At 39.4% G+C, this 14,866-nt stretch carries 19 protein-coding genes; 2 read left to right on the plus strand and 17 right to left on the minus strand.

The features are described 5' to 3' along the window. Positions 1-311: 311 nt before the first annotated feature. From AB1488_00905 to AB1488_00940, 8 genes are all read right to left on the minus strand, one after another. Positions 312-1,229: a DUF362 domain-containing protein gene (locus AB1488_00905; GenBank protein MEW6408658.1), complete on the minus strand. Its 918-nt coding sequence runs from the start codon at positions 1,227-1,229 to the stop codon at positions 312-314. Beyond that, on the minus strand, positions 1,226-2,644 hold the full coding sequence (locus AB1488_00910; GenBank protein MEW6408659.1) for a DUF6599 family protein: 1,419 nt from the start codon (positions 2,642-2,644) through the stop codon (positions 1,226-1,228). The genes AB1488_00905 and AB1488_00910 overlap by 4 nt, the downstream gene beginning before the upstream one ends. After that, entirely contained in the window at positions 2,602-3,057 is a 456-nt protein-coding gene (locus AB1488_00915; protein MEW6408660.1) for a demethoxyubiquinone hydroxylase family protein, read from the minus strand. Before AB1488_00915 ends, AB1488_00910 begins: the two co-directional genes overlap by 43 nt. Before the next feature lie 175 nt (positions 3,058-3,232). Then, positions 3,233-3,607, minus strand: coding sequence for a MarR family transcriptional regulator (locus AB1488_00920; protein MEW6408661.1), 375 nt, complete (start codon positions 3,605-3,607; stop codon positions 3,233-3,235). Further along, a complete protein-coding gene (locus AB1488_00925) occupies positions 3,604-3,891 on the minus strand; it encodes a DUF6516 family protein (GenBank protein MEW6408662.1) in 288 nt (95 codons plus the stop codon). Before AB1488_00925 ends, AB1488_00920 begins: the two co-directional genes overlap by 4 nt. A gap of 194 nt (positions 3,892-4,085) precedes the next feature. Further along, on the minus strand, positions 4,086-5,534 hold the full coding sequence (locus AB1488_00930; protein MEW6408663.1) for a DUF2779 domain-containing protein: 1,449 nt from the start codon (positions 5,532-5,534) through the stop codon (positions 4,086-4,088). A gap of 235 nt (positions 5,535-5,769) precedes the next feature. Next, positions 5,770-5,928 (minus strand): DNA gyrase inhibitor YacG, encoded by a 159-nt coding sequence (locus tag AB1488_00935; protein ID MEW6408664.1) that lies wholly within the window; start codon positions 5,926-5,928, stop codon positions 5,770-5,772. A gap of 20 nt (positions 5,929-5,948) precedes the next feature. Next, positions 5,949-7,166: an ATP-binding protein gene (locus AB1488_00940; GenBank protein ID MEW6408665.1), complete on the minus strand. Its 1,218-nt coding sequence runs from the start codon at positions 7,164-7,166 to the stop codon at positions 5,949-5,951. A gap of 72 nt (positions 7,167-7,238) precedes the next feature. On the opposite strand from AB1488_00940, the gene AB1488_00945 reads away from it, so the two are divergent. Together AB1488_00945 and AB1488_00950 are read left to right on the plus strand one after the other, a co-directional pair. Next, a complete protein-coding gene (locus AB1488_00945) occupies positions 7,239-7,493 on the plus strand; it encodes a DUF72 domain-containing protein (GenBank protein MEW6408666.1) in 255 nt (84 codons plus the stop codon). Positions 7,494-7,527: 34 nt separating this feature from the next. Further along, positions 7,528-8,094 carry an NTPase gene (locus tag AB1488_00950; protein ID MEW6408667.1) on the plus strand — a complete coding sequence of 189 codons (567 nt, stop codon included), beginning with the start codon at positions 7,528-7,530 and terminating at the stop codon, positions 8,092-8,094. 5 nt (positions 8,095-8,099) lie between these two features. On the opposite strand, the gene AB1488_00955 is transcribed toward AB1488_00950, so the two are convergent. The 9 genes from AB1488_00955 to AB1488_00995 form a co-directional block, all read right to left on the minus strand. Beyond that, positions 8,100-8,324, minus strand: coding sequence for a DUF433 domain-containing protein (locus tag AB1488_00955; GenBank protein ID MEW6408668.1), 225 nt, complete (start codon positions 8,322-8,324; stop codon positions 8,100-8,102). 79 nt (positions 8,325-8,403) lie between these two features. Beyond that, positions 8,404-9,162: a precorrin-3B C(17)-methyltransferase gene (locus AB1488_00960; protein MEW6408669.1), complete on the minus strand. Its 759-nt coding sequence runs from the start codon at positions 9,160-9,162 to the stop codon at positions 8,404-8,406. A 44-nt stretch (positions 9,163-9,206) separates the two neighbouring features. Then, on the minus strand, positions 9,207-10,247 hold the full coding sequence (locus tag AB1488_00965; protein ID MEW6408670.1) for a cobalt-precorrin 5A hydrolase: 1,041 nt from the start codon (positions 10,245-10,247) through the stop codon (positions 9,207-9,209). 160 nt (positions 10,248-10,407) lie between these two features. Then, a complete protein-coding gene (cobM, locus tag AB1488_00970) occupies positions 10,408-11,166 on the minus strand; it encodes a precorrin-4 C(11)-methyltransferase (GenBank protein ID MEW6408671.1) in 759 nt (252 codons plus the stop codon). Continuing rightward, positions 11,163-11,981 carry a precorrin-2 C(20)-methyltransferase gene (gene cobI / locus AB1488_00975; GenBank protein ID MEW6408672.1) on the minus strand — a complete coding sequence of 273 codons (819 nt, stop codon included), beginning with the start codon at positions 11,979-11,981 and terminating at the stop codon, positions 11,163-11,165. The genes cobM and cobI overlap by 4 nt, the downstream gene beginning before the upstream one ends. Positions 11,982-12,026: 45 nt before the next feature. Beyond that, positions 12,027-13,367 (minus strand): precorrin-6y C5,15-methyltransferase (decarboxylating) subunit CbiE, encoded by a 1,341-nt coding sequence (cbiE, locus tag AB1488_00980; protein ID MEW6408673.1) that lies wholly within the window; start codon positions 13,365-13,367, stop codon positions 12,027-12,029. A 176-nt stretch (positions 13,368-13,543) separates the two neighbouring features. Continuing rightward, on the minus strand, positions 13,544-13,801 hold the full coding sequence (locus AB1488_00985; GenBank protein ID MEW6408674.1) for a type II toxin-antitoxin system MqsA family antitoxin: 258 nt from the start codon (positions 13,799-13,801) through the stop codon (positions 13,544-13,546). Next, the gene (locus AB1488_00990; protein MEW6408675.1) at positions 13,776-14,120 is read right to left on the minus strand and encodes a DUF4258 domain-containing protein; all 345 of its coding nucleotides are present in this window, start codon (positions 14,118-14,120) and stop codon (positions 13,776-13,778) included. The genes AB1488_00985 and AB1488_00990 overlap by 26 nt, the downstream gene beginning before the upstream one ends. Before the next feature lie 89 nt (positions 14,121-14,209). Beyond that, positions 14,210-14,866, minus strand: a 657-nt coding sequence (locus AB1488_00995; protein MEW6408676.1) for a cobalt-precorrin-5B (C(1))-methyltransferase, incomplete at its 5' end; no start/stop codon positions are given.

The raw sequence follows: 14,866 nt of genomic DNA on the forward strand, positions 1-14,866 counted from the left end.
AGGTTTTTTAATATCTTATACCTGTGAAAAACTGATGTTGCTTACAAAATAGGGGCTTTTTGATAATAATTATCACGTTGACTATGAAAATAGGGTTAAATCAAAAAACATTTGGGACAGCCTGACGTCCCCTTTATTCCACATAGATTTTGTAAAAGATACTTCAATTAATGAATTCCATTGAGGTTTCTGGTCTTCCTGTCATGACAATTGATGCCTCTAATGAGGTTAATGAAAAGTATGAGATAAAAGTCTTTAGAAAAGGGAGGGTTTATAGAAAACTCGCGTTTGAGGAAAATAGTTGTATGTGATTATATCAATATTTCTTCCATCCAGCCCAGTTTCACGAGTTCAATCTGTTTTAGGTCGCTTGTGCCGATTTTGTGTTTTGTATCGGCAATAGCAATATGTTTGGCAGGTGGACTTAGAGGCGTGTATTCACCAAAGTAGGCGAGGCGTTTGGCTTGAAAAAGACGCAAGCCAACCGTATCTAATGCAACTGGGTCTGTCCCTACTAAAATGCCTTTATACTCCCATGTATATCTGGGGTCAAAATGGTGTGGACCAATTCCATGGAAGAGTGGCTTCAACAGAACAAGAATATTCAGCCTTGTCTTGTTTCTTACGATTGGCAATTTCCATATAGCACCTAAGTTCGCACAGGAGTCACCATGATAGAATGGTGGGTAGGAAACAAACATAATGTAATTCTTTATACATCCACCAACACCTGCCCAATGATGGGTCCTGAAGGGACGGACATTAATAAGGGCGGTTGCATTTAGAAAAATATGATTTCTTAAGACCCCACGGTCATCAATGCCAATATTATTTTCTGTCACACCTGCATTCATGATACGCATTTTGATTGCCTGTTCTACCTCTTTAGGAGTTGGAAGTGGACCCCATACATTGCTTTTGATGCCAACTATATCAGAGGGCGACACCAGAAGTCTCCATGCCTCGACAGGGCTTTCCTTCCCGAGCAATGTAGTTACAGCCCTATCCAGCATATGTTGAATCACCTTAGCATTGATACGTCCCCTCTTATCCATTGCATCCGCATCCCGGATAAGAACCACCTTTGTCCTTTTAACTGGCTCGACTCTACCCTTAGCTTCACTGTCATTGGGCTTATCGAAATTTAAGCCCATTGCTGTTGCCAGTGTAGCGTAGGTAGTTCCGCGAATGAAGTCACGACGTGTAATAGATTTCTCAGATCTTTTCATGGGTGTTTGCCCATTAGTTTATTTCTAACTTCTGATATCCTATCTTCTGCCTGAGCTTTGGTAAGAGTATCGAAGACAATAATTACAAACTCTTTCTCTACTTTTGCTGAGGTCCATTTGCCATTCTCCATCTGCGCCACCCCTGTTTGCTTTGCCTCTGGCATGTAAGCATTTAAGAAACTTTTAAGTGCTCTCTCTGCCTGTTGTCGGCTCGGGTATCTAATTAAAAGGAGATAACTTCTGCCTTCGGCTTGCTGGTATCTGGCAAGCACGGCCTCTGTATGTTCATTAAGATTAAGAATGTTCTGGTCTGTAATATAATAATGATAGTTCAGGGAAGTATGCCTGTGGAAGTAACGAAGACTTTTCTCTATCAGACCTTCTTCTAAGAGATACCCGACAATCTTTGGTCTTGAACCTGTTACTGTAATTGTATTTGCGATTGCCATGCCCAGATCCAGCACTGCCTTTTTTGCTGATGGGGTCTCTCGTTTTGTCAGGATGCAAACAAAGAAATTACCTTTCCAGAAACACAACAATCCACCACTGTATTCCGAACCCTGTCCTATACCTCTTTCTCTATCATCGCGACCCTGCCCATAGGTGAAGACACCGAAGGCATCCTCTGTGATACCCATATTGAACAATTCAACGATAATGTCAGGTTGACCTACTTTTACAAAACGGCGCACCAACAACTCCTGAAAATTATATGCAAGATAGATTTCACCTGCCCCATTCATGTAATCAAAGATGGTCTCTCTGTTATAAATTACACCTTCATTCTGTGCCCTCCATCCATATATCTCATAGGGTATCAACTTACTCATACGCACTGTCTTCCCACCTTCTCTTACTGCTGATGCCACCAAAGTAGTAACTTCAGCCTTGAACTTTTCTACATGAAAGTTCTTCTCTAATAACTTTTTATCCTTATAATATATCTGAAATGTCCATTTTCCTGGAACGAGCTGCCAGTCATATCTGAGTTTGGTTCCTCTATATGATACTGCCTTTTTACTGTCTGCCTTAAAGGGAATCGTATATTCCCTGCTGGTGATCATTCCTCTGTCCGGGCTTATCATAGGAGGATGTAATATTATAAATCTTAATAGAATCCTCTTGCCTACTGGAAGATTATTTAGTGCATAGAAAAATCCAAAATATTCCCCAATCTTGCATGGGATTCTATCTGTTTGTTCTATCAGTCTAATACTCTTTATAACATTTATTGTCTTTCTATCCTTAGCTGGTGCTGTAACTCCTTCTGTGACCTCAATCTTATATCTACCATATTCTATTATCCTTGCAGTAATCTTTTCAGCCTCTGCCGAAGAGGTGTAGAACAAAAGGACGCTCAATGATAACGTCTTTATAAATTTTCTTCTTTGCTTGACTGGAGAAACTTTTTCCATCGGTTAACAGGCCCATATTCATCGGATTGATTCTTTTCAATTACCTTACGGGTATCTTCATCCCAATCTATTGTCCGGAGAAGTTCAGCGTAGTGGTTGACGGCTTTTGTCTCCACCCAGATACCAGTCTTGAGAATTGCCTTTTTCCCTATAAGTCGCAAAAAGAAACCAAATGTAAAACCGATAACCCAATACATCCATCTGAGTTTATTCGGTTTCCAACCGTATTCAAAAAGTTTGACCTGAAAATCCTGGAGATGTGTCATCTCATTGCACATAGCAGCGATTAACTGCCGATTGAGTTCACACACCTTTTTAGTAATCTGAAACTTATAGATGTTGATTGCCATTAGTTCCAGAGTATGCAAAGTGAGTAACCCCTTTCTGATGTCTTTTAATCTTGCTGAAGACATCTCCTACCCTCTCATCTGGAGATCCTCAATCCGAATCTGGGTTCGTATTATTGATGTATCATAATCTATTTTACCTTGTGTCTGCTGATCATTCCTTTCCATATCGAAATCTCTCCTTATCTCTCCTTAACTTGCTTATTTATAACCTCCTGCTTTCTCTCATCCAATCTGATGACTACACTGCTATTTCAAACACGATCTTATCATAGTCTACTTTAGGGATTACTCTCATCCTGTCTTCTTTGGTTTTTTTGAGTTTGATAAACCCACTCTGAGCCAAAAGGGCAACATCATCGCTTACATTTTTGGTATCCCTCTTAAGCATCTTTGCAAGTTCATACAGAGATGAAGGTTCTTTTTCTTTAACAACCTTGAGAATGGCAAGCCTGTTAGGAGTTAATACCTTTCTCATAGCCTCAAGATTCTCAAAGTAAACCCCAAAACTCTTTTTAGGTGTTCCTCCATCCCCAATAATCTTCACATTCTCGATAAACCTATCAAGAATCTCCTTCGTTGTTGCAATCCCTATTTTTATGTTTCTTACCTTCATATTTCACCTCTCTTTATTTTTTCAACATCGTTTAGAAAATCTCTCACTAAGCGTTCAATGTTCTTAAACTTATAAGGGGACTCTTTACCTCTTATATGTCTATGATCTCCTTTGCCTTCTGCATTATCATAACCTATTACCCTTATGCCTTCTTGAATAAATGATAGCGAATATTTATAACCATGAGGTTTATCCTTTAACTTTGGCACAAGCCAGAGTTTAACCTCCAGAATAGAACCATCTGTATACTCAAGTTTTTCATACTGGATTAGAATGGCCTTCACTTATTGGTTATAACATACCATATAAAATATACGATTGCAAGAAAAAAGGAGCTAAATATTAGTGACCTCCGATTGCCTACGGCTCATATAGATGTAATAATTGCACTGGTGGCTTAGATCCCCTAAGAATTATTTTCCCCTTATGGTCGTAGACTTGACACGGTGGCGCTCAAGGGATGTTATATGCAATGTGTTCATACATATTCGACTAATTGTTTGTGCAACCTAACCATAGCTAGTGTATCTTGTTTGCAATACTCTAAAAGACCCCTTTTTGTAGATTCAATTTCTCTTGCCTCATTATATTTACCAAGTGCCAAATAAGCGAAAGCTGCCATAGCCGAATCACCATCTGCGATTTCCAAGTCATCATATGACATATCTGGGACTAACACAGGAAGTGTATTCTTTATTGACGTACCTCCATGAAACCCTGGGTGATAATAATTCTTTCTAATGATTGCTTCAAGATCTATCATCCAATCTATCAAGGAATTTAGCTTCTGCAAAAGGTCAGCGTATAATTTCCCTAGGCTGTTAATAACAGCCTTTTCAAAATTCGAGTAAATAATGATACTACCTTCTCCTTTGAGATCACTGATTAATTTCTCGGTAAGTTCTCTTCTGCAATCCTTGTTTGGATCAGCTAAATACTCTTTATGGTCGATGATATGACCAGGTTTAGAACACTTATGTATAGAGTATTGTGTTGGGATTTGAGTATAAGGCGCAATGTCGCGATATAATGGTATAGCTGTCGTAACAGTTTCAAAATCCAAATAATAGGCAGGCCATCGAATGGATTTTAAAACACTCTTAAGTTCATAGCCAACGAATGGCTTCTTTGTTTGTACACAATCCCTCACTATAACTTGGTTTTCAGTCAATCGGAATCCGTCAGGGATATCCTCAATACAAGCAATACCCCGTTCTGTTAATTCATCGAATTTAGATTGGGTTAATCGTGGAATGTTAAAGATATGGTTTTCAATATCTTTCCCTATACATTCCTTGAAAATCTCGCATTTGCGGCATTCAAATAGAAGTTGGGGCTCTGGCTTTATCTGTGCTCTAGTTATTTCCTCGATTTGCTGCCAAAAAGGTTTGAATTCCTCAACTTGGATCAGAACTTCCCCCGTATGATCTATTTCCACGAAAAGTTTTTTGTTTTCCATTCCTAACCGAAAATCTTTGGATACCAATAGTAGCGAGACATTAGAGATATTAAAACCGCAGCGGTCAATAACCATAGACGTATACGCCATGTCATCTATAAATTCCTCTTTATCATTCACACTGGATTTTACTTCGATAAGCCACCAACTCTTACCTTTTCTCTTTAATATATCTGCTCTAGCCACAAAACCATCGATAAGGAAAGTGCCTTCAAAGATTGTCGAAACATTTGGATCATTCATCATACTTTTCGTCTTCTTTGAAGCAGACATTATATCCATATCATGTATTAATAAGCCATCAGGATAGAGTTCTCTTGCTCTCCTTCCAATCTCAATTCCCTGCTCTATCCGAAATTTCTCGCCCAAGGTTAGTTCTGTCTTAGCGACTCTCCCAGACCTCAACAACCATCCCAATGTAGGGCACGCGAAGGCATTCAAGAAGATTTCCTTTGAAACACTTCGCATGTTCTTTCCTCCTGATTTATTCTACTAGATAACGTCCTGCGTGTTTCTATAAAAGAAACACCTTGTTTCAGCAAATTACCAAGTTCTTTTCTTATTGCCTCTTTCGAATTAATCATGATGTTACCTCATTTGTAATGGCACATAACGTTTATGTTATGAAAAGGCGCCTATTGGTGATATATTCGAGGAAATCTTATCACAGGAGGGTGCTATGTTCAAGTATGAAATTCAAAAGTCAGTTGTCTTTCTTACTTCCCTTTTCTCCCTCAATCCTGTATGATTCCTCTACCCATGCACCGAGGTCTATGAGTTTACATCTTTCAGAACAGAAAGGATGGTAAGGATTATCCCCCCATTCCGTCAATTTATCACATACAGGACATTTGACTTCCATTTGTTACCTACCCTTTTTAGTTATGAAAGGACTATACTTAATGGTATCGCCCATATTCTTTCACCAAGCCTGACGGGCTCGGTTCCATTATATGCAAGAATGGCGGCAACACAATGTGGTGTTGTTGAAAGAAATGTCCTGAGTCCAGAAATATCCCTTTCTTCCCATCTCACTCCTGCCTTTACCTCTATCGCAAGACATCTATTGCCTGCTTCTATTATGAAGTCAACTTCATACCTGCCTTGAACATGCCAGAAGTAAAGCCGTGCATCATTCCATCTGGAATCAATTATCCCAGAGAGATTCTGAGCAACATATGTTTCAAACGTTGTCCCCTTAAGGAGTTCTGACTCAAGGCTTCCAATCCCGGCAAGATAGCAAGCAATGCCAGAATCACTTAAATAAACCTTTGGAGATTTGATAAGCCTGCTTGTCTGATTTTTGAGATATGGACTTAAACGGTATATGATAAAAGATGCCTCAAGAAGAGAAAGATACCTTGAGGTTGTTGCTACATTCAACTTTGCATCTCTACCTATTTGACTTGGGCTTAAAAGTTGACCTGTTCTCAGGGTAGTTAGATGTAAAAGATGTCTGAATGAGATGATGTTTCCAATCTGACTTAATTCTCTTATATCCCTTTCAAGATAGGTCTGCTCAAACCCCTTAAACCAGATATCTCTATTTTTTATTTCTTTTAGACAAACAGATGGCATACCACCTTGCAGGATGTCTTCTGGTTTTATAGGATTTATAGATTTGAACCTTGGAATTTGTTGTGTTTCTAAAAATTTTTGCAAAAATGGTTTTTCTGAAGTATTACCGGAAATTTCCCGTCGAGTAAAAGGGTGTAAGGTAAAATATACTGCACGACCCGCAAGACTCTCTGAGATGCCCTTCAGAATTGCAAAATTAGCAGAACCCGACAAAAGAAAACGACCAGGAACTCTCTTCCTATCAACGATTCTTTTTATTGCGGTGAGTATTTCAGGGCATTTCTGTGCCTCGTCAATTGTAATGGGAGTTGCAGTATCTACAACTCCCTCTGGATTCTCTTTTGCAGCCTCAAGATGTGCAAAGTCGTCAAAGGTAATATATCGTCTATTCCTAAGTTCTGACTGCATTTGCAAAAAAGTGCTTTTACCTGTTTGTCTCATGCCAGTAATAACAACCACTGGCATCTCTTTTAATGCCCCCAATACTGTAGTAGCGATATCTCGTTCAATATATTTTGTCATAATATTTCATATTATAATGACATAATGACATTATGTCAAGAAAAATGGTGAATGCTGTATAATTTCTAAGAAATGAACATCCATCTCGGCACATGCTCATGGACGGATCCAACGCTTCTAAGGAGTGGATTCTATCCAAAGGGTGTAAATACCCCTGAAGATAGACTGAGATACTACTCCCGCAGGGAGGAACTAAAGGAATGGGCAGAGAAGATAAAGAGACTCTCTGCTATTGCAAGGATAATCTATGGGATGTTTAATAACTGTCAGGGGAATAAGGCTATAATGAATGCTATGGATTTGAGGGAAATGCTTCTGACAGGATGATAAAAAATCTTTAGTATAAACTCTACTTCAATTTATGGGAAAAGAGGTCTTTGATAAAAATAGATGTGTCTGTCTGCTTACAGGCAAACCAGGGAGTGGTAAAACTATCCTTATAAAGAGAATCCTTTCAGAGACAAAACTAAATGCAGGTGGATTTTATACTGAGGAAATAAGGGTAAACAATCAGAGACAGGGATTTAAAATCGTTACCTTAAATGGAAAAGATGGTATTCTGGCGCATGTGAATATCTCAGGACCATATAAAGTGGGTAAATATGGTGTTAACTTAGAGGCCCTCGAGCAAATAGTTGTTCCTGTCATTCGTCAGGCTATTCAAAAAAACGAATTAATAATCATCGACGAAATTGGAAGGATGGAACTTTTTTCATCCTCTTTCAAAGATGCAGTAATAGAAGCTATGCAGTGTGGAAAACCAGTTCTTGGCACTATCATGCTAAAGCCTCATCCATGGGCTGATGGTATCAAACGACTTAAACAGGTAAATATTGTTTTACTAACCCCTGCTGAATGGGATGAAACTGTCCAGCAAATACTTCAGTGGTTGGATTTTTGGAAGGTGAGAGTACGAGAGAAATTTTGAGCACTCTAAATTACAGCCCTAACCTCTTCATCTGATAGGTGTTTTGCAGCATAATCCAGTGTAGCTAAAATATCTTCTTTTGTGAGGTCATACTCAGACATGACTTCATCGTAAGTCATCCTGCCAGCCAATTTGCCAATAATCAAATCTACAGGGACGCGGGTTCCTTTTATTACAGGTTTGCCAAACCTGACTTTTTCGTCAATCGTAATTCTTGGAGCAATTTCCAAATCGCTCACCTCCTGTTAAATTATAACAGATTTAAGTCTATAAAAAGTTGCAAAATCTTTGTTTGCTATTAATAATCCTTCATCCTGCAATCTTGAATTTATTTCCATATCCCCTCGGTGTCACCATCCAGTTTTTCCAGATAAATGTCTGAGAATTGCCGATTATTATTATACTCTGCATGTCTATTTTATGCTTAAGCATCTGCCCCAGGGTTGTTATAACAATCTCTTCCTCAGGTTTTGTTGCATGCCTCACTATGCCGACAGGAGTCTCTGGGTTTCTATACTTAGAGATAATCTCATGCGCAATCTTTATTTGCTCTGTCCTTTTTTTGCTCTTTGGGTTATACAGTACTATGACAAAGTTTGATGCAGCAGATGCCTCAAGCCTCTTTACTATTACATCCCATGGGGTAAGGAGATCACTCAGGCTTATAGACGCAAAATCATGCATAAGTGGCGCTCCAAGCCTTGAGGCAGCAGCATTCAGGGCAGCTATGCCGGGGATGACCTCAACAAAAAGTTCTGAAGTTCTGAAGTTCTGAAGTTCTGAAGTCTGGGGTCTAAAGTTTTTATCTTTTTCTTCAGAGCTTATGCTCTTCCCTTCTTCAGCACTTAATATTTCAAACACCAGCCCTGCCATTCCATAGATTCCAGGATCACCACCACTCACCAGTGCTACAACTCTACCTTCAGATGCCATCTCGATTGCCTGACTGCATCTTTCAATCTCCTGCATCATCCCTGAGGAAATAACCTCTTTGCCTTCGAGCAATGGTGTTATAATGTTGAGGTATGTCTCATATCCTATGATAACATCTGCACATTCAATTGCCATCCTCGCTGAAGGTGTAAGATGACCATGTCCACCCGGTCCGATTCCTATAATGAAAAGTCTGCCTCTGCTACTGCTAATGTTACGTCCTCCTTTTTAATCTTTGGTATTACCAGCCTATCCGTTAGTTTTGCTCCGCTCACTACATGCTTAGCACCGAGAAGGGCAGATGGTTCAGCAATCCCTATAGCGCCTGTGGCTTTTAAAGATGCTGTAGATGCCTCAATACCATTCACCGTATTCAATTCATCTCTTGTGAAAAAATATATCTCCATCCCATAGGCGTCTGCGAATCTCATAAGCCCTGGCTCATTTCTTTTAATATCAATCGTTGCAATGCCCTTAATAGAATTCATAGAAAATCCATACTTACGGAATGCCTCTTTCACTGTATTTTCAATCTGGTTTTTCTTTGTCCCACGATTGCAGCCGATGCCAAGCACAAGGTTTCTGGGTCTCAGGATTAATGCCTTTTTTCCTTCGATAAAGCTCAGGACAGACTTGACTACTCTATTTGTGATTAAAATCTCTGCTTTATCAATACGATCAACAGGTATAAGTCCATCAGGAAGGTTTACCTCTGTGTTCTGTGACTTCGGCGAGCTCAGTCGAGCCGTTCTGTGCTCTATGTTCTGTTCTATATAAACCTTTATCCTTTCACCATTAACAATTCTTGCACTGATTTGCTTTAGCTTATCCCAGTTTTCTATAAAGAGATTCTTCTCCATCGCCCACAGGTCAAGTGAGAGCCTTCCCTGCACATCCGATGCTGTTGTTATCACTGCCTCTGCTCCAACGTAATGTGCAAACCTTCTTGTAAGTTCATTGGCTCCTCCAGCATGACCACTCAAAAGACTTATTACATATCTGCCTTTTTCATCAAGGACGATAACTGCAGGGTCAGTCCTCTTGTCTTTTATAAATGGGGCGATTGTCCTCACGACAATGCCCGTTGCCATAATAAAGATTAAGGCACGGTATTTATGCCATATTTCTTTTATAAGTTGTGACAGAGAGGAGAAGGCATTGAGAGAGTTGAGAGTTGAGAGTTGAGAGTTGAGAGTTATGGAGTGATATATCTTTGCCATCGGAATATAGGTATTAAGACGGATTGCTAGTTCAAGACCACCTTTAGTAAGGCAGATTATTGCAACTTCTGAATCAACAATTTGAGATTTGAGACTTCGGCGTGAGTCCTCGACCTGAGCTCGGGCCGAAGGTTTAGTCGAACGATTTGAGATTTGAGATTTATTCTCTATATCCATGGGTGAATTTCCTGTCATAGAGCCTTGAGACCGCCTTCAGGGTCTCATCTTTTAGCACATCCCCGATCACAATAATAGCTGTCCTCGTAATTTTAGCATCCTTTACCTTTTGGGCAATATCTTTAAGTGTCCCCCGTATTATTTTCTCATCATGCCATGTAGCTCTCTGGACTACTGCGACCGGCGTGTCTTCAGGATAACCCGACAGAAGCTCAGTCGCCAATTCATTGATGCGATCAACACTCAAAAATATAAGCATTGTTGCTTTATGCTTGGCGAGTTTTCTCAACATCTCCTTTTCCGGGACAGGTGTCCTTTTACCATACCTTGTTATAATTACTGTCTGTGATACCTCAGGTAAAGTAAGCTCTATATTCAACGATGCGGCCACCGCTGTGGCAGAACTCACACCAGGGACAATCTCATAAGGAATTCCCATTCTATCAAGTCTCTCCATCTGTTCTTTTATTGCTCCATAGATAGTTGGGTCACCACTGTGGAGCCTTACAATTCTCCTGCCTTCGCTGTATCTCTGTGCCATTATATCTACAATCTCATCGAGATTAAGCCTTGAAGAGTCAATGAGTTCAGCCCCCAGTCCCTTTAAGAGTTCAGGATTTATGAGGCTTCCTGCATAGACTATTACATTTGCATTATCAAGTAATTTTCTGCCCTTGAGGGTTATAAGTTCAGGACTTCCTGGTCCTGCGCCTATAAAATAGATTATCTCTTTTTTGCTCATTTCTTTATAATTATCGTGGAGAAATAATTCAGTTTTTCCACGGGCACATCCCTGATGTTTTTAAATACCTCTTCGTCTTCCATCCCTGCCTTTGATACGAAAATAGCCTTATTGGTCAGATTAAGATCTTCAAGGATACTTAAGACCCTACCAAAAACCCTGTTTACCTTCATCAGGATTGTTGTATCGAAACCACTGATGACCTCTTTGATGTCCCCCTCGTATGTAGCTGGTAGTATAGCTATCCTTTCATCAGCCATAGAGAGAGGAATCTTTGCAGAGGCAGCAACTGCGGTTATTGATGAAACTCCAGGGACAAATATAACTTCAACCTTAGGGAGAAGTGATAATAGTCTCTCATAGAGATAAAAGAATGTGCTGTAAAGTGTAGGGTCTCCTATTGTTGGGAATACAACATTTCTGCCATCCTTCAGTATCTCGGCAATGGACTCTGCTGCAGACTGCCATTTTTCCTCAAGCTCACAATCAGAGACAAGTTCTGAAGTTCTGAAGTTCTGAAGTTCGGAAGTTACTCTATGAAAGTTTTTTACTTCTGCACTTCTGCACTTCTGCACTTCTGCACTATTCATGTTCTGTCTTTTTTTCTTCCTCATCGGGAAGTGTATCTCTATTATTTCTTTATCTTTCAAATCCACGATCTTCCTGATTATTGAAAGAGCAATGCTACTTCCTTCCTCTTTCCCTTTCGGAACGCACAGAACTGATGTATTTTCCAATATCCTTAATGCCCTCAGCGTTATTAATTCAGGATCGCCTGGACCTATTCCAACCACATATAAAATGCCCGTTACCATATTTCTAAAAAATTCTCTTATCGCAACTGTTAAAAACCCCTCTTGTTATCGAACAGCCCTTTCTCCAGCAATTATAAAAACAGGATTTAAGGCACTGAGATATCGCCTGTTTCCGATATTTTTTGTCTTTGAGATTGATACCTCAGCAATATCAACAGAAAATTGAGCGCCCTCAAGGCATATTATTGCTTCATTCAATGTCTCGAGGGTCGTTGCATTTATCACTATAATGCCAGAGGTCATTTTTTTGCTGATAAAGTTCACTATTTCTTTAAGTCTTCCTTCACTGCCTCCTATGAAAACTCTGTGTGGAGCTGACAGGTCTTTTAATGTATCTGGTGCCGCTCCTTTTATTATCTCGATATTGGCGATATTGAATCTCTTTTTGTTTTTGGCGATATTCTCTATCTGCTCGTCGTCTTTCTCGATGGCAAAGACCCTAAGTCCTGGGCATAACCTTGCTACTTCAATTGAGACAGAACCAGCACCAGCACCAATGTCCCAGAATATTCCATTTCCTGGGAGCCTTAGTTTGTGAATAGTTACAGCCCTTATTTCGTCTTTTGTTATAAGTCCCTTCGAATGTACAATTTTATCTTCCTTAAGTCCGAATCTTAGTTCTGAAGTTCTGAAGTTCTGAAGTTCGGAAGTTAAAGACTTTTTTATTTCAGCCTCCAGTTCTTCAGTACTTCCGCACTTTCGTACTATTACAACAACATTCGGTTCAGAAAACTCCATCTGTGCAATATCCTCAGGTATTCCCTCTATTATTTTTTCATCAAGATAACCGAGTCTTTCGCACACATACATCTTTAGAGCTGAAGGCTGAAGGCTGAAGGCTGAAGGCTTTAAGACCTCTTTTGCTATAACTGAGGGATTATTTACCTTATCAGTAAGGATAGCAATTTTATTATGTTTTTCTAAAAGCATTGGTATGTCTTCAATTTCATATTCCAGTCTTCTTCTTTTTGCAGGGTCAGGACCTCCATGAAGGCTCATGAAGAATGCATCATCCCAGGGCACCTGTATTCTTGAAAATGCTATCTGGATGCTTGACAGATCAGGAAGCATCTCCAGCGTATCTTTGTCAAATTCGCCTATAATCCTTCTACCAATGCCAAAGAACATTGGATCTCCAGAGGCAAGAAGGACGATAGTTTTGAGTTTTGAGTTTTGAGTTTTGAGTTTTGAGTTTAAGAAACTGATTGTCTTATCCACATTATCTATCACCCTGATCTTATCTTTAACCGTTTCAAATTCTTCATACCCTTTAAAAACCTCAAAGAGCCTGTTGGATGCAAGGATAACCCCAGACTTATAAATAATCTCCCGTGCCTTTTTATCAAGGGGTCTGTAGCCTATTCCTATGACATGGATTTTAGTCATATTGACTTAATTAAAATATTCATTTTGTAGTTAATCGTTGACTAAAGTTCTAAGATTATTCTTGATAATAATAAATACTTAAGCCATCTTAAGCATTAACTTATGCTTATTAATTCATTTGAAACCAGTTATGGCGGTAACCATTTACAGATGGATCTCTGCTGTAATTTGCTTCTTCAAGATGAACTCTTGTAGTGAACAACTGACATTTCAGAATGGAGGTCTTCGAGTCTGTCTAGAAGGTTTTCAACCTTGTCAACTACACTGCTTTTCATATACGATTCTCCACAGTCTGAACAGAGCTCAGCAGGCACATCTTTAATAACGATAATTTTATCGCCAATAAAAAATGGTGCTGCAGTAATACCATCATGCATTTCCCCCCCACATAAAGGACACCTTTTAACCCTATGTTTTTCTTGTTTTCCAATCATTTTCCCACCTCTCAAGTGAAGGTCTATAGACCGTTACTACGAATATTCTGTCAAAATCCATGTCAATTGCTATCACTGAATGTACAGGGATAGAACCAATAAATCCAAGAGCCAGACAGCCAGGAAGGGGTCTATCTTCCATAACATAATCTTCAATTATTATACACTCTTTTAAAGAATTCTCTACCTCTTTTTTCCTAAGTCTTTCAATTCTTAGTTTTTTGACAGCATGTAATGACCATGAAATCTTTTCATTGATTTCAGGGATATGTTCTTTTGCCTTCTGTCTTATAAATTGTTCTTTTTCTTCAATAATCATTTCGTCTTAGTTATTCCATTTTGTTAATTATAGACATTTTTTATTATATTATATCAAAGACTTTCTGATATTAACATACGGTCGTCTTATCAACTATTTGATATTATTTTCCCTTCATATGACACAAGATGAATGGTTACAGGGATTCCACCTGTAATGCCTTCAGCATATCTTTTTGCAGCAGTGCAGACTCCTGAAAAAAAGGCTGAAGGCTGAAGGCTGAAGGCTGAATTAATAAAATCAAATATCCCCCTTGCTGTGTTGAATTCTTGACCCATGAGCCATGATTCTTGTCCCTTGTCCCTTGTCCCTTGCCCCAATTTCTTCAGGAATTCCATGGTCTTTCTTATATCAATTGCACCATGCCTCACATGGATTTGAGGAGTTGCCATTGCAATCTTGAGCATCTTTGCCCACTGGGCACAGAGATGAATTTTTCTAAATCCATGTTTTTTTGCCTCAAAGAGCGAAAATTCCAGATAATCGCCCATTATCACATATAATTCCTCGGGAAGATTATATTTTTTCATGTGTGCCTTTTCAGACGTCCTTCCTGCTGAAAGGACTATCTCCTTATGACCCATAGCCTTTGCTACATCCATTGATGCTGTGATGGTTGCTGTCCATGCCTCAGAGGAGACGGGCTTTACAATACCTGTTGTTCCGAGTATAGATATCCCACCGATTATCCCGAGTCTTGTATTAAGTGTCTTTTTTGCAAGATCTTTCCCGTTTGGCACGGAGAT

It is taken from the genome of Nitrospirota bacterium (genome assembly GCA_040756155.1).
Classification (GTDB): domain Bacteria; phylum Nitrospirota; class Thermodesulfovibrionia; order JACRGW01; family JBFLZU01; genus JBFLZU01.

What these genes read in the sequence shown, in the direction of transcription:
- AB1488_00905 (MEW6408658.1), bottom strand. Translation starts at nt 1,229, where the DNA reads ATGAAAAGATCTGAGAAATCTATTACACGTCGTGACTTCATTCGCGGA.
- AB1488_00910 (MEW6408659.1), bottom strand. Translation starts at nt 2,644, where the DNA reads ATGGAAAAAGTTTCTCCAGTCAAGCAAAGAAGAAAATTTATAAAGACG.
- AB1488_00915 (MEW6408660.1), bottom strand. Translation starts at nt 3,057, where the DNA reads ATGTCTTCAGCAAGATTAAAAGACATCAGAAAGGGGTTACTCACTTTG.
- AB1488_00920 (MEW6408661.1), bottom strand. Translation starts at nt 3,607, where the DNA reads ATGAAGGTAAGAAACATAAAAATAGGGATTGCAACAACGAAGGAGATT.
- AB1488_00930 (MEW6408663.1), bottom strand. Translation starts at nt 5,534, where the DNA reads ATGCGAAGTGTTTCAAAGGAAATCTTCTTGAATGCCTTCGCGTGCCCT.
- AB1488_00935 (MEW6408664.1), bottom strand. Translation starts at nt 5,928, where the DNA reads ATGGAAGTCAAATGTCCTGTATGTGATAAATTGACGGAATGGGGGGAT.
- AB1488_00940 (MEW6408665.1), bottom strand. Translation starts at nt 7,166, where the DNA reads ATGACAAAATATATTGAACGAGATATCGCTACTACAGTATTGGGGGCA.
- AB1488_00945 (MEW6408666.1), top strand. Translation starts at nt 7,239, where the DNA reads ATGAACATCCATCTCGGCACATGCTCATGGACGGATCCAACGCTTCTA.
- AB1488_00950 (MEW6408667.1), top strand. Translation starts at nt 7,528, where the DNA reads ATGGGAAAAGAGGTCTTTGATAAAAATAGATGTGTCTGTCTGCTTACA.
- AB1488_00960 (MEW6408669.1), bottom strand. Translation starts at nt 9,162, where the DNA reads ATGGCAATTGAATGTGCAGATGTTATCATAGGATATGAGACATACCTC.
- AB1488_00965 (MEW6408670.1), bottom strand. Translation starts at nt 10,247, where the DNA reads ATGGCAAAGATATATCACTCCATAACTCTCAACTCTCAACTCTCAACT.
- cobM (MEW6408671.1), bottom strand. Translation starts at nt 11,166, where the DNA reads ATGAGCAAAAAAGAGATAATCTATTTTATAGGCGCAGGACCAGGAAGT.
- cobI (MEW6408672.1), bottom strand. Translation starts at nt 11,981, where the DNA reads ATGGTAACGGGCATTTTATATGTGGTTGGAATAGGTCCAGGCGATCCT.
- cbiE (MEW6408673.1), bottom strand. Translation starts at nt 13,367, where the DNA reads ATGACTAAAATCCATGTCATAGGAATAGGCTACAGACCCCTTGATAAA.
- AB1488_00985 (MEW6408674.1), bottom strand. Translation starts at nt 13,801, where the DNA reads ATGATTGGAAAACAAGAAAAACATAGGGTTAAAAGGTGTCCTTTATGT.
- AB1488_00990 (MEW6408675.1), bottom strand. Translation starts at nt 14,120, where the DNA reads ATGATTATTGAAGAAAAAGAACAATTTATAAGACAGAAGGCAAAAGAA.